General features: G+C 45.9%; 20 protein-coding genes. 16 read left to right on the plus strand and 4 right to left on the minus strand.

Features of this window, described 5'->3' with window-relative positions:
• Nucleotides 1-5 precede the first annotated feature (5 nt).
• From BBR47_RS07495 to BBR47_RS07510, 4 genes are all read left to right on the plus strand, one after another.
• Complete coding sequence (locus tag BBR47_RS07495; RefSeq protein ID WP_012685156.1) at nt 6-374, plus strand: DUF4180 domain-containing protein; 369 nt, start codon at nt 6-8, stop codon at nt 372-374.
• Between the two features lie 2 nt (nt 375-376).
• The gene (locus BBR47_RS07500) at nt 377-1,066 is read left to right on the plus strand and encodes a formylglycine-generating enzyme family protein (RefSeq protein WP_012685157.1); all 690 of its coding nucleotides are present in this window, start codon (nt 377-379) and stop codon (nt 1,064-1,066) included.
• Nucleotides 1,067-1,103: 37 nt separating this feature from the next.
• The gene (locus BBR47_RS07505; protein WP_012685158.1) at nt 1,104-1,655 is read left to right on the plus strand and encodes a MarR family transcriptional regulator; all 552 of its coding nucleotides are present in this window, start codon (nt 1,104-1,106) and stop codon (nt 1,653-1,655) included.
• A gap of 74 nt (nt 1,656-1,729) precedes the next feature.
• A complete protein-coding gene (locus BBR47_RS07510) occupies nt 1,730-2,935 on the plus strand; it encodes an MFS transporter (protein WP_012685159.1) in 1,206 nt (401 codons plus the stop codon).
• Between the two features lie 36 nt (nt 2,936-2,971).
• Here BBR47_RS07510 and BBR47_RS07515 read toward each other — a convergent pair whose 3' ends face one another.
• Both BBR47_RS07515 and BBR47_RS07520 read right to left on the minus strand, forming a co-directional pair.
• Nucleotides 2,972-4,444, minus strand: coding sequence for an MFS transporter (locus BBR47_RS07515; protein WP_012685160.1), 1,473 nt, complete (start codon nt 4,442-4,444; stop codon nt 2,972-2,974).
• A gap of 129 nt (nt 4,445-4,573) precedes the next feature.
• Complete coding sequence (locus tag BBR47_RS07520) at nt 4,574-4,957, minus strand: nuclear transport factor 2 family protein (RefSeq protein ID WP_012685161.1); 384 nt, start codon at nt 4,955-4,957, stop codon at nt 4,574-4,576.
• Nucleotides 4,958-5,177: 220 nt separating this feature from the next.
• Between BBR47_RS07520 and BBR47_RS07525 the strand changes: the two genes are divergently transcribed.
• From BBR47_RS07525 to BBR47_RS07580, 12 genes are all read left to right on the plus strand, one after another.
• Nucleotides 5,178-5,624, plus strand: coding sequence for an SRPBCC family protein (locus BBR47_RS07525; protein WP_041749301.1), 447 nt, complete (start codon nt 5,178-5,180; stop codon nt 5,622-5,624).
• Between the two features lie 220 nt (nt 5,625-5,844).
• Nucleotides 5,845-6,612 carry an ABC transporter ATP-binding protein gene (locus BBR47_RS07530; RefSeq protein ID WP_012685163.1) on the plus strand — a complete coding sequence of 256 codons (768 nt, stop codon included), beginning with the start codon at nt 5,845-5,847 and terminating at the stop codon, nt 6,610-6,612.
• Nucleotides 6,599-8,527, plus strand: a complete 1,929-nt coding sequence (locus BBR47_RS07535) for an ABC transporter permease (protein WP_012685164.1) — start codon at nt 6,599-6,601, stop codon at nt 8,525-8,527. Before BBR47_RS07530 ends, BBR47_RS07535 begins: the two co-directional genes overlap by 14 nt.
• A gap of 20 nt (nt 8,528-8,547) precedes the next feature.
• Nucleotides 8,548-8,919, plus strand: coding sequence for a YxeA family protein (locus tag BBR47_RS07540; RefSeq protein ID WP_012685165.1), 372 nt, complete (start codon nt 8,548-8,550; stop codon nt 8,917-8,919).
• A 106-nt stretch (nt 8,920-9,025) separates the two neighbouring features.
• Nucleotides 9,026-9,724 carry a response regulator transcription factor gene (locus tag BBR47_RS07545; RefSeq protein WP_012685166.1) on the plus strand — a complete coding sequence of 233 codons (699 nt, stop codon included), beginning with the start codon at nt 9,026-9,028 and terminating at the stop codon, nt 9,722-9,724.
• A gap of 3 nt (nt 9,725-9,727) precedes the next feature.
• On the plus strand, nt 9,728-11,143 hold the full coding sequence (locus BBR47_RS07550) for a sensor histidine kinase (protein ID WP_012685167.1): 1,416 nt from the start codon (nt 9,728-9,730) through the stop codon (nt 11,141-11,143).
• Between the two features lie 45 nt (nt 11,144-11,188).
• On the plus strand, nt 11,189-12,325 hold the full coding sequence (locus BBR47_RS07555) for a VanZ family protein (RefSeq protein ID WP_012685168.1): 1,137 nt from the start codon (nt 11,189-11,191) through the stop codon (nt 12,323-12,325).
• Nucleotides 12,326-12,408: 83 nt separating this feature from the next.
• A complete protein-coding gene (locus BBR47_RS07560; RefSeq protein WP_012685169.1) occupies nt 12,409-13,170 on the plus strand; it encodes a DUF4253 domain-containing protein in 762 nt (253 codons plus the stop codon).
• 87 nt (nt 13,171-13,257) lie between these two features.
• Nucleotides 13,258-13,695 carry a CoxG family protein gene (locus BBR47_RS07565; protein WP_012685170.1) on the plus strand — a complete coding sequence of 146 codons (438 nt, stop codon included), beginning with the start codon at nt 13,258-13,260 and terminating at the stop codon, nt 13,693-13,695.
• 114 nt (nt 13,696-13,809) lie between these two features.
• A complete protein-coding gene (locus tag BBR47_RS07570; RefSeq protein WP_012685172.1) occupies nt 13,810-14,202 on the plus strand; it encodes an iron chaperone in 393 nt (130 codons plus the stop codon).
• 32 nt (nt 14,203-14,234) lie between these two features.
• Nucleotides 14,235-16,856, plus strand: a complete 2,622-nt coding sequence (locus BBR47_RS07575; protein WP_012685173.1) for a LuxR C-terminal-related transcriptional regulator — start codon at nt 14,235-14,237, stop codon at nt 16,854-16,856.
• A gap of 81 nt (nt 16,857-16,937) precedes the next feature.
• Entirely contained in the window at nt 16,938-17,870 is a 933-nt protein-coding gene (locus BBR47_RS07580) for an NAD(P)-dependent alcohol dehydrogenase (protein ID WP_012685174.1), read from the plus strand.
• 61 nt (nt 17,871-17,931) lie between these two features.
• Here BBR47_RS07580 and BBR47_RS07585 read toward each other — a convergent pair whose 3' ends face one another.
• Entirely contained in the window at nt 17,932-18,777 is an 846-nt protein-coding gene (locus tag BBR47_RS07585; RefSeq protein ID WP_012685175.1) for a DegV family protein, read from the minus strand.
• Between the two features lie 227 nt (nt 18,778-19,004).
• Nucleotides 19,005-19,862 carry an amidohydrolase family protein gene (locus BBR47_RS07590; RefSeq protein ID WP_012685177.1) on the minus strand — a complete coding sequence of 286 codons (858 nt, stop codon included), beginning with the start codon at nt 19,860-19,862 and terminating at the stop codon, nt 19,005-19,007.
• Between the last annotated feature and the right edge of the window lie 1,750 nt (nt 19,863-21,612).

Raw genomic sequence — 21,612 nt, forward strand, 5'->3', positions numbered from 1 at the left:
TACACATGAATATTACAAAGGTAGAAGCTGGCGGAAAAAATATTGCTATTGTGAGTGGTAGCGAGGTTCTTATAGGGGATGTACAGTCCGCATTGGATTTGATTGCAACGGTACACTATCAAGCAGACAGTGAGCGTATTGTTCTCAACAAATCATTGCTGAACGAAAGCTTTTTCGATTTGAAAACACGCCTTGCTGGGGAAATCCTTCAGAAGTTCATCAATTATCGAGTGAAAGTGGCAATTGTAGGAGATTTTTCGGTGTACACAAGTAAAAGTCTAAAAGACTTCATCTATGAATCGAACAACGGAAACGACATCTTTTTCTTGCCGACCGAAGAGCAGGCGATCGAGAAGTTAAGCCAGGTGAAATAGAGATGGAGCGGTCGTATACTATGGTGAGCATCCCAGCAGGGCATATCGAATTACGGGACGATCGAATCAAGGCGACATGGACAACCGAGGTGAACGCTTTTTTACTCGCACCGGTTCCTGTTACGAATGCGTTATACTTCTCGGTTGTACAAAAAGCAGCTGGACCGAGTGACCACCCAGAGGCTCCCGTCGTGAATGTCTCGTGGAATGATGCGATTTCGTTTTGCAATCTGCTTTCTCAGCAAGCAGGTCTCACGGAATGCTACTCGATAAGTGAAGATGGTGAGCGTGTTGGTTGGAACGAGGAAGCGGATGGCTATCGTCTGCCGACAGAGGCGGAATGGCAGTACGCTTGCAAAGCAGGGACGGGTGGTTATCGGTACGGCGAGCTGGATGAGATCGCATGGTACGAAGGGAATGCTGAGGGTACAGCACATGCAGTAGGACAAAAGCAGCCGAATGCGTGGGGGCTCTATGACATGCTGGGAAATGTTTGGGAGTGGTGCTGGGACCTTTACGATGTAAACGTCTATGGCTCCTACCGAATTTTTCGCGGTGGTAGCTGGGCAGAAGAGGCCAGAGGCTGTGGGGCGACGTGCCGCAGACGCAGTCACCCCACGTTTCGAATTGATGATCTCGGCTTTCGTCTTGCCAGAGGGGCTTGCAAAATCCAAAAAAATCCTTTATATTGATTTTAGTTAGATAATCTAATTATATTCAAGGTGGATTATGAGCAGAAAAAACAAGTGTGAGCATACATCCGATCAATTGCCGAAACTTGGTATTCAGCCATATTTGCATCTGATGGAAACAACTGCTCTGCAAAATACGGATCGCAAATTGGCTCATTTGGGATTATTGATGCTATGGCTGGGGGATAACGCCATAGACGTCATTGATTTGAATTTGGAGAAATTCGGCATAACGGAATGTAAATGGGACGTATTGCTGTTGCTTACGTTACATAAAGACAGAGAACTTATCACCCCTTCTTCGCTTGCAGACAGGCTGGGGATTCGGCGTGCTTCTGTTACAGCTTTGCTGGACTGGCTGGAAAAAAGGCACTGGATCATCAGGGAGCAAAGCACGCTGGATGGTCGCAAGATTCATGTCAAAATAACGCAAGAAGGCAGAGAATTAGTAACCAGCGTACTGCCAGTTTTTTGGTCTGCTTGCTCCTCCATTATGAGCGAATTAGAAGAGGAAGAACGGATGCTGTTGGAAAAAATCTTGATGAAGTTGAATAACAGCATGGAAGAGAAACTGGGGGTGGGAAGATAAGATCATATTTTTTTGTGAATATAATTAGATAATCTAACTAGAATGTGTGTAAATATTCGAAAAAGAGGTGTGCGATGTCACAGCGAAATTACTCACTCATGACGGCAATTCTCTGCTGGTCTGGAATCGTCGTCATGTCGAGCTTATACGTTACGATTCCCCTTATGACCCTGTTTGCCGATCTTTTCAGTATTACGTTGACACAGGCTGCAGCAGTAGGCAGCGCATTTTCGGTTGGGTTTGCCATTGGGTGTCTGATTTATGGACCGCTGTCCGAAAAGTATGGCCGCAAGAACGTTATTGTGATCGGGATGATTGCCCTGGCTCTCTTTTCTTTGTTGCTTGGTAGTGCAAATGATTTCGTATGGATCATTGTACTCAGGGGCTTGCAAGGTGCTGCCGCTGCTACGTTCTCGCCTGTTGCACTCGCCTATGCTGTGGAAATGTTCCCTGCGGCAAAGCGGGTAACGGCAATCGGATTTATCAGCACGGGATTTTTGGCGGCAGGAATCATTGGTCAAGTGCTCAGCACTGTAATGAGTCAACAATACAGTTGGCACGCTGTATTCTATATGCTTGCTGCTATCTATTTCGTGACGCTGTTTGTGGTGATGAGGTGGCTGCCAAAAGAAGAGAGTCCCCTTGCTACCGTTAATATTTGGGAGCCGATTAAGCGAATTCCCTCCTTGTTCAAACAAAAAAATATCGTCTTGAGCTACATAATCGCTCTTGTATTGCTTATGTCTTTTGTTAATATGTATACAGTCTTGAGCAGTTATTTGGCGGGATCTGATTTTGGGCTTAGCAACAAGGAGATGCTGCTTGTTCGAACGATTGGTGTAGTGGGTATGCTCATTTCTCCGCTGGCGGGCGGGCTGGCAAAACGGTTTGGCTTACGTACCGTGCTCCGCTTCGGATTAGGTTTGGCAGTGGTCAGTATGGCTTCCCTCGGTATGATATCTAACTTGGCTCTTTTGATTGGTACGAGTGTGCTTTTCGTTGCTGGAATTGCGTTATCCGTTCCTTCCGTGATCTCGCTTGTTGGACAGCTAGGGGGCAAATCGCGGGGAATTGCGGTTTCTGTTTATACGTTTATCCTGTTTTCGGGAACAAGTCTTGGGCCGATATTGTCCATCCGATTAATGAATGTTGGAAGCTATGAACTTACTTTTGTCCTGCTTGCAATCGTACTAGGAATTGGTCTGTTGGCTGCATGCCTGATTCGCAGTGATTCTGCAGTTGAAAGTAGTAGCACAAAACCTCCTTCGCCACTAGCTTAGTGGTTGAGGAGGTTTTGTTGTTAGAAACGATGGCTGCTATTGATTGTTTTGTTGATTCAGCAAGCGTTCTCGCCGCTTATGCACGGCAATGAAAGCGGCAAACACGAGCAACAGACATCCTGTGAACAGAAACCCTTCCTCGATGGAGAAGGGCAGCCAACCTAAAAGGCCTGAGCCGACGACCACACCGAGAGAGAAAAAGGCGTATAAGTAACCGTGTGCTTTCCCCCGCAATTCTTGCGGCGTCGATTGAATGAGCATCGTATTGACAGAGGGAAACAAGAGAGCAAAGCCGATCCCATATAGTCCTAACATGCAGTACAGTGCCAATGTCGTGTTGGATTGACCAATAAGCAGCTGACTCACGCCCATGAAGCCAATACCGATGGACATCGTTTTGGAAGGGGCCACACGATCAAAAATCTGGTTGGTCGGAAGCACAAAAAGCAAGACGGCAATGATCCCAAAAGTGCTCATTAATGTACCGCTTAATTTCGAATCGTATCCAAGCGATTGCACATGCAAGGGCAAAAGATAAGCGATCACACCTTGTGAAAACATGAGCAAAAAGGCACCGCCGTAAGCCTTGATTATCCCAGCATTGAAGATCAAGGCTGAGGTCGGGACGTCCTTCTTAAGCTTCTCTTTCTTGCAAGCCTGAGTGGATTTCAGAAAAATGACGGACAGGATGGTTAGGAAAAAGCCCATAACAGCTACACATGTAAAGACAAAGGGCACGGAGGTTTTGCTTGCCATAATGCCGCTGAACGCAGGTCCGATAATCGCTGCGAGTCCCACAAAGGTACCAGTGAAGGCAACCTTTCGTCCTTGCTGCTCATGTGTCGTGTTATTCGCAGAAAAAGTAAAAGCAGCAGGAACGATCAAACCGGCGACAAATCCGTGAATGATTCGCACGATAATCAACAGAAACGGCTGATCGACGATGTGATACAGCAGCAAGGCACAGCTCGATAAAACCAAGCCGATCAACAGTGGTTTGGATGGACCAACCTTATCTGTCAGTATGCCTGAGATAATATTGCCAAAGGTATTGGCTAGCGAATACAGACCGATGACAAACCCTATAACAAATGAGCTGGCACCTACGGAAGCAGCAAATGTACTCATGACCGGCAGTTGCGAGAACAAATCAAAGAACGAGAAAAAAACGATGGCGTATACGAGCAGGGCATTGTTAAACGGCTTCAGAGGATACACATCCTGTGCCGTTTTCAGTCTGCGATCCAGAAAGAAGTTCCCAAACGGTACAAAAGCGGCGAGTAACGCAGCAAGAGACCAGAGCAGGCTCCATCTCACGCGAATGGCTGCATAGAGTATCGCCAGAGCATACAAGCAAAATATCCCGCCGTGAATACTCCCTATGATGGTTACGGCTTTGTCTAAGCCCCACACGTATTTCAAGGGCATCGCGATGCCCATCAATACTAATAAAGAAAGGCCATCGAGTAGGCCTGTAAGACGTAAAAAGTAAATTGGATGTACCCGCACTTGTGACTCTCCTCATTTTTTATGAAGTAATGCCTCTATCCTACCATTTTTTTTGAGGAAGAAAGTGAACAAATTCGGGTCATTCCTGTGTCGATATCATGAGGGCGGTGTATTTCTTTTGCCGTGTTCTTAACTGTAATCTTCAATCAGGGAGACTTTTCCTTCTTTTATCATAAAAATCGATTTTCCTTTTAATTGGAGCGTATCTCCAGCCTTAAGTCCGTTTGGCAAATCAATCGCGAGTGTTCCTTCATAATCAATTTGCACTTCTGCTTTGTCATCCATCACGAGGCAGGCGAGAATCGTCTGACGCCGACTCGAGAAAATTTTCGCAGACTTTTCAGCTAGCTCTCTAAACGCTTCTATTCCTTTTGTTTCTGTGTTCAGTTCACCGTTGGAATAATTCCTGAACACAATATCCGTATGCAAGAGTCTCGCCATACCTTCGACATCAAATGAATTGTAGGCCTGCACATAATTTTCGATGATTCCTTTTACCTCTTCATTCGTCATGGTCATGCTCCTCTTCAGGGATATATCAAGCGTATTCCTTAGGATTCGTTTAGATGCAGCTGTTCTCCTCTTATAACGATAGGAGAACAAGCAATCGACGCCCAATCGCAATACTATCGAGGTGTTGGTCTTCTGTATAGGAGTGACATTTTATTGGCGATTGTTTACAATTTACTCGTGAAAAGTTCGTCCTAACAAATAGGGTTGGCGAGGTGACCCGATGAAGAGTCAAAATCCCGAATCTAGCAAAATCGTTGGTCAAACGGCAGCGACAGGCTTCCAGGTAGGTGTACGCAGGACGATGCCCATTACCCCTGAACAGGCTTGGGCGTTTTTAACCTCGTCCGAAGGGGCGAAGTTATGGCTTGGACATGTAGCGAACCTTACCTTTAGCGAGGGGGAGACCTTTACTTCCAGCGATGGAATATCGGGTCAATTTCGTGTGGTAAAGCCGTTTCGGCAGTTTCGTTTAAAGTGGTCGATGAAGGACTGGGAAAAGCCGTCCACATTGCAAATTCGGCTGCTATCCGACAAGCCTGACCAAACGACCATTAGTTTTCATCAAGAGAATTTGGATCATGAGAATACACGAGAGCAAATGAAGCTTCATTGGGAAGAAGTTCTGAATGAAATCAAGCAAAAGTTCTCCATGATGGAGAGGGGATAAAAGCTTCTGTCGGAACGGGGATTTATTTTTCCATGTTCTACGCAGATTAGCAAAGTATGTTTCCAATAGTAACGTGGGAGGCGTCCGAGGGAGGACGCTTTTTTGCTTTTCGGATGCTATTTTTAAGGATTATATAAGGTTTAAATAAAAATGCTCTAAGGTTCGATCGCTATGATAAATGCAGTACGCAAAAATGAGTTGCATTTGAAAGGATAGCGATATGAAAACCATTCTGGAAGCAATCAACGTGCAAAAAACATTTGGTGCAAAAGGAAATGTGTATACAGCCTTGCAAGATATTAACTTAAAAATACAAGAGGGTGAATTTGTCGGAATCATGGGTCCATCCGGAGCCGGCAAATCAACCTTGCTCAATATTTTTTCGACCATCGATATGCCTTCTTCGGGCGAGGTCGTTATTGCTGATCAAAATATCGTCCACATGAACGAAGAGCAATTATCAGACTTTCGCCGGAATAAACTGGGCTTTATTTTTCAAGATTATAATCTTCTCGATACGTTGACTGTCAAAGAAAATATTTTGCTTCCGCTTGCCTTGTCGAAGGTGCCAGCGGCTGAAATCGAAAAGAGAGTCAACGAGATAGCGGACACGTTCGGCATTCGAGAAATCTTAGACAAATACCCTTACCATATTTCAGGGGGTCAAAAACAACGGACAGCGGCTTCGCGGGCCATCGTGGCAAATCCAAGCCTCATTTTGGCGGACGAGCCCACAGGTGCGCTTGATTCCAAATCGGCAGCAAGCTTGTTAGCAAGCTTAAGCAGACTCAATGAAACCAATCGATCTACTATTCTGATGGTCACGCATGATGCATATGCGGCGAGTTACTGCAACCGGGTTATTTTCATCAAAGATGGTCAGCTCTTTACCGAGTTTTACAAAGAAAAGCAGTCCCGGAAGGAGTTTTTCCAAAAGATACTGGAAATTCTTGCTTCGCTTGGGGGTGGGTATCATGACGCTCTTTAGCATTGCCAGAAAAAATATCCGAAAAAATTTCACCAACTATTTTATCTATTTTGCTTCGATGATTTTTAGTATTGTGATTTACTTCACGTTTGTTTCCTTAAAATATGACGATTCCATTCAGCTGGCCGCCGAAGGGTCGAATAAAATAAGTTCTGTATTTAGCGGAGCTTCGGTCGTGTTAATGATCTTCGTGGCCATCTTTATCTGGTATTCCAACGCATTCTTTACACGTAAACGCAAGGGTGAGGTCGGGCTTTACTCCCTGCTCGGCGTGCGCAAGAAGCAGATCGGCCGCATGCTTTTTTACGAGAACTTCATAATGGGAATCATTGCACTCCTGATCGGAATTGCTCTTGGTTCTGTGTTGTCCAAGTTTTTTGTTGCGGTATTAATGAAGGTCATGGGTTATGATGCCATTGCTAATTTCTCTGTTTCATCCGAGGCAATTATAGACACGATCACCGTCTTCTCCATCATTACGTTCATAAATTCGCTCCAAGGCTATCGGTTAATTTATCGCTTTAAATTAATCGAACTCTTTCGCGCGGATCAAGAAAGCGAAAAAGAACCAAGAACGTCTTGGATCACTGCTATCTTATCGGTTCCGTTGATTGGCTTCGGTTATTGGCTTACGCTGCAAAACATCTTTGAGTCAGCGATATGGAGAAAAGTAGGGATAATGGCAACGCCGCTCCTCATCTTATTAACCGTCATTCTCGGAACGTATCTCCTATTCGGTGTTTTCAGCGTTACGCTATTGAAAAGGTTAAGAAACCATAAGAAGAGTTATTGGTATGGCATTAACGTAATTGGGATTTCTCAGCTGCTGTACCGAATGAAAGGAAATGCCCGCACGTTAACCATCATTGCTGTACTAAGCGCCACGACGCTCACGTCTGTTGGAACGGCATACAGTTTGTATTACAACAATAGAAGCACTGTCGAAAAGGTGAATCCGAACAGCATGATGTTTATCGCTACGGACAGCCGTTTAACCAAACAGGTGGAGGAATTGATTTCGAAGCATCTTAATCATGAAGTTCTTTATCATCGAACCATTCCGGTTATTCAGATGGATGTAGATACTAGTGATCTGGATGTTGGAAGTAATGAACGGACATATACCGTGATGTCAAATCGTGAATTCAACCAATTGACCCAATTACAAGGAAAAGACGATGTGCTTTCCTTACAAGCCCAGGAAGCCGTTTTATTAGACCCCTTTTACATGGAGGGTATTTCCCCTCAATATGTCGGGACAAGGCTTCCTTTAAAAGCGAAGGGCGGCGAAGTAATTATAACGATCAAGGATCGAAAGGATTACAACGTCTTGAATCTGCAAACGGTCTTTTCGACGATCGTCGTCAGCGATGAGCTGTTCGTCCGCTTGCAACATGAAGTGAATCAGGCGAGCTTGGTAGCATATGCCATTACACAGGAAGATCAGGCCAAGCAATTAACCAAAGAGATTCAAGCGATCTTACCCGAAAAAGCAAGATTTGCAAGCTTCTATCAGGACTATGCACAAGGATTGGAAACGTCCGGCTTACTCATTTTTATGGGCGGATTTCTGGGACTCGTTTTCCTGGCTGCAACTGGTAGCATCATTTACTTTAAACAGCTAACGGAAGCCCATGCAGACAAAGGGCGATATGAGATTTTATACAAAATCGGCGTCAGAAAAAAAGAAATCAAAAAAACCATTGCCAAACAAGTCTTGTTCATCTTCGCGCTTCCCTTACTGGCTGGTATCGCGCATAGTGCCGTCGCTCTAACGCCTTTATCGCGGATGTTGCAAATGAACTTAGTCGTTCCTGTAGTGATTTGTATGGCAATCTATACATGCATGTACACCGCCTACTATTTCTTGACCGTACATGCGTACTACAAAATCGTAACGAAAACAAAATCGTAAACTTGTAAAGGAGACTATCTATGAAAAAGACAACCATCATTGTATTATCAGTCATACTTGCTCTTATGATAGGAGCTGTACTCTTGCTTCAAAACGTGAATTTTAACAGATTGGGTGCAGATGAGTATTATGTTCAGATTAATAAAGAAGGGAAAAAGAATGAAGTTACACTGGATAGCGGGGAGAAGTTGGTCTCGTACGATTATACGTTGCAAGGCTATAATGCAAATGGCGAAGAAAAAGCACTCAACTTTATGGCGATGAAAGAGCTGCGTAAAGATGCCTATCTGTGCGTATTCGTAAAAGAGGGAAAAGGAGTTACCTCTTATCAGGAAGTGAAAGTGGACGAACTGCCTGATAAAGCGAAAGAAAAATTGGCAATCCAGCAGTAAACGAAAGAAGGTTATACCGAAGGCATTCAAGGATGGCTTCGGTGTATCCTGGTTTGTTCAAGGAAAGGATAAGAAATGATTCTAGTTTTGGCAGGGGGGCTTCTTCGTGAGCAAAGTACTGATTGTGGACGATGAAGAGGATATCGTCAGACTGTTGAAAACGGTTCTGATCAAGGAAGGCATCGAGAATGTATACACGGCTTCAACGGCAGCCGAAGGATTCGGGCAGTTTCAAGACAAGCATCCAGATGTTGTGATTTTGGATATTATGCTTCCGGACGGGGAAGGCTATGACGTATGCAAAAAGATCAGAAGCATTTCACATGTCCCGATCTTGTTTCTATCCGCAAAAACGGAAGAAGTGGATAAACTAGTAGGCTTGGCCATCGGCGGTGACGATTATATTGGCAAACCGTTCAGTCCGAAAGAAGTGGCCTATCGAGTGAAAGCACAGTTAAGAAGAGCTGAATATCAGCAAGTTCAAGTAAAGGCGGATCCTATCATTCAGGTCGGCCCATTTGTCTTTGATGAAGAAAAGGTCGAGTTGCGAAAGCATGGAACCATCATCGAATTGAAACCGAAAGAGCTGGGGCTGTTCACCCATTTGCTCAAGCATCCTAACCAAATTATCAGCAAAGAAAAGCTGTACTACCAAGTATGGGGTGAAGATTTTTTTGGTTTTGACAATACCGTGATGGTACACATCAGAAAATTACGAGAGAAAATAGAGGATGATCCTTCCAACCCAACATACCTGTTAACGGTGAAGGGCTTGGGATATAAGCTGGTGGTAAAGGATGAATAGTGGATGAATTGGAGGTTGACTGGGAGGTTTCTGGCGTCTGTTGTTTTGATTGTCATCTTGGTTGTACTGAGCAATATTGTTCTTCTTGTTTTGTCGATCATGGTCACCATCCAAACGGAGTGGGATGAAACTGCAATAAGCGAGAAAGGAAACTCTGCTGAAGCAATAACCAGTCGTTTCCATGAGCAAATTATCATTTCGAATCATCAGGCGACGCTTACAGACAAAGGGAAAGCCGAGCTGGATCAGCATAACGCATGGATACAAATTCTAGACGAAGATGGCAAACAGATCTTTGGCTATCGATTGCCGGTGGGTATAAAAGAAAAATATGCGCCCATAGACATTATCCAGATGTACAAATACAAAGAAATTGATATGAACACGATGGTGTTTATTGGTGAGAAGCAAACAGGTTCTAGTCATTATAGTTACTTTATCGGGTTTCAAAATCGAAATTTGCAAAGACACGTATTGTCCTATGATATCCGGGAGGTCGTGCAAGTTTTTAACATAGGAAGCATTCTCGTACTGACCGTCGACGGATTGATCGCGCTGATCGTTGGATATTTTTTTAGCAAAAGACTAACGAAACCACTGCTGTCACTCATAGAGGGAATAAGAAAGCTTGCTAATAAGGAATACCATATCAACTATGAACCGATTGGCATCTATAAAGATGTTTTCTATAATGTCAATTATTTATCATATGAACTGAGAGCGGCGGAAAATGAAAGAAAAAAATTAGATGCAATGAGAGAAGAGTGGATCGGCAATGTCTCTCACGATTTAAAAACGCCATTAGCGTCGATCCAAGGCTACGCAGAAATGATGAAAGACACCGAGTATGACTTTTCGTATGAGGAATTGAGAGAGTTTGCGGAGATTATTGAACGAAAGTCATTGTACCTGAAAGACGTCATTGAAGATCTGAATTTATCTGCCCGCCTAAAAAATAAAGAATTGCGCTTGCACAAATCAAATAAGAACATCGTGACCCTGTTACGAAATGTCGTCATTGATACATTGAACGATGCGAGATATGCAGACAGGAACATGGAATTCCGATTTAGCGATGAAATGATCAAAGTGGATATGGATGAAATTCTGATTCGTAGAGCGATCACCAATTTAATTTACAATGCCATCGTCCATAATGATCCTTCCGTCCTCATCAAAGTAAGTGTAGAGAAAGGTAAGCACACCCTGATCAGAATCGAGGATAACGGCAAAGGAATGAAAGAGCAGGAGCTCGATCGAATCTTTGACCGTTACTACCGGGGGACGAATACTGGGGAGCTGCACAAAGGCTCCGGGCTGGGTATGGCCATTGCGCGGGATATTATTGTGGCGCACGGTGGAGAAATAAAGGTGAATAGTTTATTGGGGCTAGGAACAAAGATTGAAATCCAACTATGAAAAAAGCTGCCACGCAGCTACTCAACAGGTAAAAGGAGTACTCTCATGTCATCGTACGTATTTCCCATTCAATATGCTTTTCTTGTTTTTATGCTAGGTTCTTATTTATTGTTTGTTCCCTGGCTCATTTACACGTATAGAAAAGATGGGTTTTTTAGTTGGTGGAGGTTCATTTTAAACGCCTCCTTTCTTTTTTATTTGCTTTGCTCTTTGTTTTTGGTGCTGCTTCCTTTGCCAGACACGAGGGATACTTGCGCGATGCAAGCAGAGAATACGGTTTATTATTCGCTGGTTCCCTTTACCTTTGTCCGTGATATTCTCAAGGAAACTTCGATAGTATGGTCCCACCCATCCAGCTATATTCAACTCATATTGGAACGAGCTTTCTTGCAAGCTGCATTTAATTTTTTGTTACTGCTCCCATTTGGTGTTTATCTCCGGTACTTTTTCCAGAAGCGGGAATATTGGAAACGGGCATTGGGGCTTGGCTTTGGGTTGTCGCTTTTCTTTGAGGTCACACAATTAACAGGGATTTATGGCATTTATAATTGTCCCTATCGACTGTTCGACGTCGATGATCTTATACTCAACAGCAGCGGTGCATTATTTGGATTTCTCATTGCTCCGATCATACTGGCTTTGTTTCCGTCCAATAAAAGCATAGAAGCAAAAAGAGAAAGTGTCATGGAGAGTGGTATCGTCCTCCCTGTACCACAATTGCTGGCGTTGTTGATCGACAGTATCGCAGTTGAGTTCTTGTCGGATTTGTTTGGCCTTCTTTTTCCGGTTGGCTGGCTGACAGAGGTGATCAGTACCTCGCTCGGTATGCTGCTTTGCTTCTATTTCATTCCAATTATATGGAATGGAAAGACCATTGGATCGGTGATATTGCGGTTCAGACTGGTGAACGAAGATTCCGGGAAGCCATCCGGAATTGCTTTATTCAAGCGATTTCTTGCGCTATATTTCACTTGGTTTTTCACGTACACCTCGAGTGCAATCAGTCAGATAGAGAGTTTAATGGAGTCGGCTTTTTATCCATTTCTTATCCTTTTCTCCTTTGGCGTCTTCGTACTGATTTCGCTTGTACTCCTCGTTCACGGTCTGCTCGTGGTGTTTTCCGGCGGTAGACGTAGGTTTTATTTTGACTTTGCGTCCAGAATAAGACCAACTCGAAAGTGAATCCAAGAGAGGGTGCACAGGATTTTTCTGTTAGATGTGGTAAGATATACGGTATGAAAAAAAGCAAAAAAAGAGGTGTGACGATGGTAGAAGAGTTGTCGAATTACCTAAAAGAATGTGACATAGAAGTGGTTGCTGCGGAGGATTTCACGGTACCTGCTACAAAGGAAGATAAGCACAGCATTTTGGTTCTGCCTAGCTATAATATACTAGAGATGATAGAAGAAGCAGTGGACGAAGAGGGGTCACTCTCTGATTATGTACATAAACAGCTAGAGGAGGTTCACGGCTTATCTGTGGAGGATGTCTTTCGGCGGATTGTGAAATCTCACCTTTTGTATACAGACATTGAATCCGAATTGAAAAGTTTGGAAGGAAAGAACTTTGAAGGCATCTATCAGGCATATTCCCTAATATGGGAAGGGAACGAGCTGATCAATGAACAACTCAGTGAAACAGAGACGGAGTCCTTCCTCATAAGTGAAAAATGGGTGCAGGATCGATTACAAGATGACGCCCTGATTGTCCTGGAATTGCCGAATGCATCCGGCTATGAAGCACCGTTGTGGGTCCCGATGGGCGGATATAATGAATGCCCACTGCCCGTTTACCAGTCCGTTATCGTAAAGCACTGGCAGGAGGCGTATGGGATCAAGATTCTCGCTGTGACAGAGGATACGTGGATTTTTCAAGCCGGTTCAAGACCGCAGACCTACGAGGAGGCAATTAAGCTGGCAAAAGAGCATTTCATCTTTTGTCAGTACGTCTTGGATGAGTTTCCTTCATTAGGGCATTACGCGGATTATTTAATGAAACAGGATGTATGGCATTTTTGGTGGGATTAACCCGCCATATTCCTGAAATATCTCCCGTGTTCCGACAATAAACATAACAAGATACCAAAGAACACTGGGGGAAGGGATGAGCAAATCATGCCTCAAGGAATACATGATGTGGAGCTGAACCAGCCCATCGGGGCGGTATGGCAGTTTGTGAGTATAGTGGAGAATTGGGTTCCACTGGTACCTGGCTACATCAGCCACGAGGTAATCAATGAACGTCGTGTCGCTTGGACGTTTACAGGCGATATCGGCATCATGAAGAAGACCATCAGCCTGCAAGTGGATATCACCGAATGGACGCCTCCGACCGAGGTGAGGTTTACCTTGACCGGGATTAGTGGGAATTTTACCGGTCATGGCTACTTCAAAGCGAAGGCATTGGGTGAGGCACGGACGAAAATGACGGGGTGTCTGGATATCACCGCACACGGTGTGAAGGGTCCTATGATTAATTCGATTTTAAAATCCAATCTGCCCAAGACAACGAGAGAGCTCGTGGAGGCTATTGGAAAACGTATAACGAAATAGCATCCTTGCCACCAAAACGAAACGAAACACGCCAGCGCGGCGTGTTTTTTTGTGTCATGCACGATTGGGAGATAATAAAGGCATTCACCTCTGATCGAGAAAGGAGATTCCTCCATGAAAGAAACCAAAGTCACGTATGCGTCCATCGATGAATATATTTCGACGTTTGCTCCCGAGGTTCAGGAGATTTTGCAAACGCTCAGGGGAGTAATAAAGGAGGAGGCGCCGGATGCGAAGGAAAAGATCAGCTACCAGATGCCTACCTTTGCCCTCCATGGAAATCTGGTGCATTTTGCTGCTTTCAAAAATCATATCGGTTTTTATCCATCCCCAGGTGGTATAGAGGAATTCAAAGAGGAAGTGAAGGAATATCACAAGTCGAAAGGGACATTGCAATTTCCGATCAATCAGCCCTTACCTTATGATCTGATTAGGAAAATCGTCCAATACCGTGTAGCGAGCAACCTGAAAAAAGCAGAGAGTAAATCAAAAAGTCGGCGGAGTTGACGCTTAGAGACAACGGTACATATAATTTCTTTATGACGATTCCAATTGTAACCACCAAACTGTATATGCCCCCGCCACGGTTGAAGACCGTTACCCGTCATCGACTAATCGAGCAGTTAAACGAGGGCCTAAATCGCAAGCTGACGGTCATTTCAGCACCAGCAGGCTCCGGGAAAACAACACTTGTCAGTGAATGGCTTGCTAGCGGTGATCGACCCTTCGCCTGGATTTCCATGGATGAAGGGGATAATGACCCTGCGCATTTTTTTACATACCTCTTCACAGCGCTGCAAAATATTGGCCCGAATATTGGATCGGGCATATATCCTTTGTTCCATTCTCCTCAACCTCTATCAATCGAGTTAATGATCTCGACTCTGCTTCATGAAATAATCGCAATATCCAACCCTTTTGTTCTTGTCTTCGATGATTACCACGTTTTGAAAACGGGGCCGCTTGATGATGCTATCTCATTCCTGCTTGAACGCATGCCCCGGCAAATGCATCTGGTAATTGCAACCCGTGAGGAACCACGACTGCCTCTTGCCCGCCTACGAGTACGGAACCAATTGAATGAAGTCCGCGTATCCGATTTGCGCTTCACCTATTCGGAAGCAGCTGAATTTCTGGAGAAGGTGATGGAGGTAGAGTTGTCACCGGAAAACATCGCCCTGCTCGAAGCCCGCACAGAAGGCTGGATTGCCGGTTTACAGTTAGCTGCTCTTTCCATCAAAGAACAAATAGATGTCGAAGCCTTCCTTCCATCTTTTTCTGGGAGTCATCCTTTTATTCTCGACTATCTGGTTGAAGAAGTGCTAACCCAGCAATCGGCAAGCACTCAAGCATTCTTGTTGCATACATCCATTCTCGACCGATTGTCCGGTCCTCTTTGTGACGCCGTTTTTAGTCAAAGTGATATGTGTTTAGGTTCAGGCCAGGAAACGTTAGAATTCCTCGAACGCGCCAATTTGTTTATCGTTCCGTTGGACAGCGAACGGCGTTGGTACCGCTATCACCACCTTTTTGCTGATTTGCTGAGGCAGAGGCTCCGTCAGCGTGTTTCATCGATAACAGGAGAGGGCGAGCGAATTCTCGCAGAATTACACACCCGTGCAAGCATTTGGTATGAAGACAATGGATTTGAAATGGAAGCTTTTCACCATGCAGTAGCAGCCAATGATCTATCGCGAGCAGCACGACTGGTGGAGGGAGAGAGGATGCCGCTGCTCTTTCGTGGAGGAGTAGTTCCTGTGCTGAATTGGCTGGAGTCGTTACCACGCGAGGAGCTGGATGTAAGGCCAGCGCTGTGGGTGATGTACGCCTCAGCATTGCTGATGACTGGACAAATAACTGGCGTTGAGCCGAAATTGCTAGCAGCTGAAAAAGCAATGCAAGGTATGGGCCAAGATGCAGGTGCTAGAGATACTCTTGGGCATATCGCTGCTATACGTGCCACTTTGGCTGTGAGCATGCATCAAGCAGAGGAAATCATGGCTGAGGCCAAGCGAGCCTTAGCATACCTGCACCCCGACAACTTGCCTGTCCGCACAGCCACTACGTGGTCGCTGGGGTATGCTTATCACCTCCAAGGGAATCGTACCGCAGCCACCAAGGCTTACCAGGAGGCATTATCGATCAGTAAAAAGATTGGCCATGTTGTGATCACCATGATGGCTACGCTTGGACTAGCGAAGCTACAGGAGGCAGATAATCAGCTCCATATGGCGGCTGAGACTTATCAGCATGTACAAAAATTGGCGGGTTCTCCACCTTTACCAGCTGCTTGTGAAGCGCATCTGGGTTTGGCCCGGATTTTTTATGAATGGAACGACCTGCATACAGCGGAGCTCCATGGTCAACAGTCCATTCAATTAGCACGTCAGCTGGAACAAACGGATAGAGTCGTAGCAGCGCAGGTGTTTCTCGCAAGACTGAAGCTAGCACAGGGAGACGTTAGCGGAGCGGCTACCATGCTTGCAAATGCTGAGTATGTGGCTCGCAAGCAAGGCTTTGTCATGCAGATGCCTCCTATTGCCGAAGTACAAGTCCTTATTTTGCTTCAGCAGGACAACCTGACAGCGGCAGCCCGATTGGCACTGAGGCACGACCTACCCATACTCCAAGCCCGTGTTCTTCTGGCACAGGGAGATACGTCCGCAGCACTTGCGGTGCTCGAGCCATTACTCGTGCAGGCGGAGGCAAAACAGATTGAAGATGAACGGCTCAAAATCATGCTTTTGCAAGCGGTTGCTCTGCAAGTGCAGGGAGATCAAGCAAAAGCTGCGCAAATAATGAAAGACGTATTGGTGATAGCGGAGCCGGGTGGCTTCATTCGCACTTTTGTCGACGAAGGTAGCCAGATGAAAAGAATATTGCACGATGCGACAGTCCATAGAATGCTGCCACGCTATATAGAAAAACTGCTTGCAGAATTCGAGCCCCACCATGCTGATTCCCTGATCGAGCCGCTTAGTGAGCGAGAGCTTGAAATTTTGCAGCTCATCGAAAAAGGATTATCGAATCGTGACATTGCCCAACAGCTGTTCCTCGCACTCAGCACGGTGAAAGGGCATAACCGGAATGTCTTTGACAAGCTGCAGGTACAGCGGCGTACGGAAGCAGTCGCACGGGCTCGCCAGTTGGGCTTGTTGTAAATTCCAAAACAATACTTAAGTATCTGTATACCAAACAATGCTCCCGCTATACTCATGGCAAAGTGGATGGGGGAGATGCCAATGAGAGCCGTGATATGTACAAAATACGGATCGCCAGATGTTTTGGAGCTAAGAGAAGTAGAACATCCTATACCTAAGGATAATGAAATTCTGATAAAAGTTCATGCCACAACGGTTACATCTGGAGACTGTAGAATACGCGCCTTCAAAAGTCCGTTTTTGCTCTGGATTCCCATGCGCATCGTGCTCGGCCTCACCAAACCGAGAAATCCGATTCTTGGTGTGGAGCTATCTGGGGAAGTCGAAGCGATCGGCAAACATGTGAAACGATTTAAAAAAGGAGACCACGTCTATGCATTAACCGGGATGCGATGCGGTGCGCACGCGGAGTACATCTGCCTGCAAGAAAACGCAATCGTGGGCTTAAAGCCGACAAATGTAACACATGAAGAAGCCGCTGCGATTCCTTTTGGGGGAACGACTGCCTTGCATTTTTTTCGAAAAGGAAAGCTGCAAAAGGGACAGAAAGTGCTGATCTACGGGGCTTCTGGGTCAGTAGGGACCGCCGCGGTACAGCTTGCCAAGTATTTGGGGGCTGAGGTGACAGCGGTATGTAGCTCCGCCAATTTCGATTTGGTGAAATCGTTGGGGGCCGATACCGTCATCGATTACACGAAAGAGGATTTTACGAAAAAAGAAGAGCGGTATGACGTTATATTTGATGCGGTTGGGAAAGCAACGAAGTCCCATTGCGTAAAAGCATTGGTGCCCAACGGGATATTCCTGACAGTGGATGGGCAAGGGATTGCGAAGGTGCGGACGGAGGATTTGGTTTTCCTCAAAGAGTTGATGGAGGCAGGGGAGATAAAAGCGGTTATTGATAGACGTTATTCGCTGGAACAAGTACCGGAGGCTCATCGATATGTAGAGACAGGGCGGAAGAAGGGGAATGTAGTGATTAGGGTGGAACATGATGAAATGGTGCTAAAATGACATACAAAAGGGGCCGCTCTTTGCCGAAAAAATCGGCAAGTGAGACTGCCCCATTTCACTCTTACTCATTCCGCCAAGCCAACGCCAGCGTCCCCATCCCAGCATGCGCCCCAATCGTAGAACTGATCGGCCCAACCAACACCTCGACATCGGCGTACTTGCTTTGAATTTTCTCTTTCAGTTCCAGCGCTTTGTCCAAGACGTTGCCATGCAAAATCTGCACGTGCTTCACGGAGTAGTTCTGTTTGGCGTTCTCCAGCTGTTCCAGCATGCGCTTGACCGCTTTTCCTTCGGTACGAACCTTTTCATATACTTCAAACAGCCCGTCTTTCATTTGGAAAATCGGCTTGATCTGAAGCAGATTGCCGATGAAATATTGCAAACCGGTCATTCGGCCGCCCTTGTAAAACTGGTCGAGACTGCCGACCAGGATATAGTTCTCGAAAGATTTGTATTCTTCGCGCAAGGAAGCCGCGATTTCTAGATAGTCTTTTCCTGCTTTGGCTTGCTCGATTCCGTTTAAGATAATCGAGGTAATCGGGTACGACATCAGCTTGGAATCTACCGACTCGACAGGGAAGTCTACCATCTTGGCTGCTGTTGCGCTTGTATTATAGGTTCCGCTCAGATCAGAGGAGAGGTGGACAGCAATCGCGCATTCATACTCTTCCTTTAATCGTTCGTAGAGCGACACAAATTTTCCTAAGCAAGGCTGCGACGTTTTGGGAGCATGATTGGCCTGCTTAATTTTTTGATAAAGCTGTTCAGGAGCTAAATCAATGCCGTCTTCATAAGTACCATCTTCAAAGATAATCTCCAGTGGAACGACGTAGATATCATGCTCTTCCATGACGTGTTCAGGTATGAGCGCGGTACTGTCTGTAACCCAGGCAATTTTTTTCTTCAAGGAAACATGTCCTCCCCCAATTTAGTAGAAACCTTGCTATCTCTTTACTCTCGAAAGTTTTGGGTCATGGTTGTCCGAACCTGACGATGTATAAGTAAACTCGCATATATGTATCATAATACGGAAACTGTCGTTTTTTGTCGTAAATAGAAGAAGTTTTCTTGAACAAATGAAAAATCCCATGTTTCTTCGAGAGGAAGAGACATGGGATATAGGATTTGTATCGTCTACTCAACTAACGGCTTGATTTTGGGAAACACCTTCAATGCTGTCTTGTAAAACACATCCTCGTGATACTCCGCTGGGATTAGGTCCTGTACAAACTGGATATACGACTTCACTGGTGCCAACGGCCAGTCTGTTCCGAACAAAAACTTGTCGTAATGATCACAATAGGTGATCGCGTGGCGCAGATGGGAGAAGAAGAGAGGAGATTCCGCGAGTCGCTTGCAATTGGCTGCGTCACCGACCATTAAGCCGGAGAGATCTGCAAACATATTGCGGTTTTTATAAACAACCTCTGCCCCATCGAGTACCCACGGATCACCAAAATGGGCCATCATGAAATTGACGTCTCGATGCTTCACCGCCACCTCGTCCAGTGTCAGAGGGTGGGAGTATTTTAAGAGCCCACGCTCTGAGTACGTATCGCCGGTGTGAAAGACGACAGGCACCTGGTATTTGGCAGCGAGTGCATAGACGGGATCGTAGACGCTATCATAGGCGTAGAAGGGATAGTAGCCCAAATAGATTTTTAACCCGACCACGTTGGGTTTTTGCAAATCAGCTTCCAAGCGTGCCACTGCTGCTTCATCCAGCTTGAACGGATTGATTCCCAGACAGTAGACGAACTGTGGCGGCAACTCGTCTGTCAGGTCTAGTCCCATAGGAGTGAGAGCTTCCACATCGGGAAAGCCGTCTGGCTGAGTCTCTGTCAAGCCCATGCCTATCCCAAGAACCACGCCATTTTCGGCATATTCTTGCAAGAGACCAGCGACAGAGTAATCGACAAACGACTTTTCAGCTGCCGTCCGCTTGAATTCCTCGATATGGGATAAATGCATGTGCGCATCAATGATTTTCATTGTGAAGCCCTCCCTTATTTGGCAAAGCGAATCGCTCGTAAGTCAGATAAGGCATTGGATGGGAGCGTGTTGTCGGCAAACAGGAAAAAGACAGGCGGAGTAAAGGTCGTGCTGTTGTTTGGCAGATTTAGTTCGCGTACGACAGAAGCTACGGCCACTTCTTTGTTTGCGTATACTTGGAGGTCCGCAGTATCGAGGTCAGTAACGATATGCATCTGATCCTTGCTGTTAGCTCGCCCGAGGACATAATCGGAGACCTCAAGGACATCCAATTCACCTTGTGCCAGCGTGTAGTTGAGCTCCTCGCCGTTTGTACCGACCGTTTTCAGCCATACCGCTGCGTCCTCGGTTCCTGTCTGCAAAAAGATGTCAGTGGCCAATTCTTTGCCAGCAAAGTACGTTCCGGTATTCTGCTCAATCTCTACGGTATGACAGAGGACAGGTACTCCTGGCAGCAGCAAGTAATACTGGTGGCAAGTCAACCCGCGATACTTCTCCTGCTTTTTCACATGGTAGCTCACCTTGATTCCCTGCCAAGCATTTTGCTTGTTGTCGACTAGCTCGACAAACGAAGCCGTACGCTCTTCCTTAACCAATGAAAACGCACTTAACTCCTCCATATAGTTGCCGATTCCGCCTGTCCATGGATTCCACCAAGATTTCGGCTTCCGCTCAGGGAAGGCGCTGTCCAGCCACTCCTGCCCATTGCTTGTGAGCGAGTAGAGTGTGGAGGCAAAATCTGGAGCGGCTTTGATCCGCAATCGTCCATTGTCGGCGATATAGACCTGCTGTCCCTCTTCCACTGTTTGCTCCTGGATGACCTTGCCTTGACCGATTGGGAAAATGGCGCTCTGCAAATGAGACACATGCGTAGCAAAACGTCCCTCTACTTGCACGAGGTCATATGGTTTTTCCGGCGTCTTGAAGGAGAAGCCAGATTCCGTCTCTTCCTCATCTTCTGTAAAGCTCTGTGTTTGTCCGGAAGCTGACTCACTCATAAGAGATGCCATCAGTTCTCCTTCCAAGTACTGCTGCTTGTACTCTTTCACCTGTACATCCACGTCTGTGCTTGAGACAAACGGATTTTGTCCATTGGCACTCAACTCCAGGTGAGAGGTCAAGATCAGGTCTGCTGGCATAGGTTCCTTACGGGCAAAGGCGCGGAACTCTTTCCAGTCGTTATAGCCACCATGCGAGAAGTGGATCGGGCCAAACGATTTTCTTTCATGTGGAGCAAGCATGCCGAGATTGGTTTCCAGTGTGACGTACCAGCCTTGAATGTCAAAACGGTATTCAGGAGGCCAACACATTCCCCATGGGGCCGTTTCATCTTGTGTAAACAGCCAGTTTTCACTGACTAACTCAGCATCCCAATAATCCATATCGCTACCATAGGAGGATGGTGTTTCAACATAAAGGCCTTGGTACGGCACAATGGGGCGGAGAAAACTGTGATGAAAGCCTTGGTTAAGCCAAAGCTCAGCAGCCAGCTTGTCAGCCGAGTGGTTTTCTATCTCCAATCCGTGTTCTACGGTGCCATCTCCGAATAGGAGCGTTTTGCTAACCAATGCGATTTGCGGGTAGGTACTAGAGTGATACGTCGCATGGATTCCGATCGCTCCCTTTTCAGCGATAAACGTAACTTTCTCGGCACGTTTCTTCGAGAACTCGCTGGAAAAGGGTTTGCCGAGCTTGGGATAGTAGAGAGTGGTTGGGTCCCCGCCTGTCCCGCCGACAACGGTCATCTCAT

It is taken from the genome of Brevibacillus brevis NBRC 100599, from assembly GCF_000010165.1.
In the GTDB taxonomy this organism is placed as follows: Bacteria; Bacillota; Bacilli; order Brevibacillales; family Brevibacillaceae; genus Brevibacillus; species Brevibacillus brevis_D.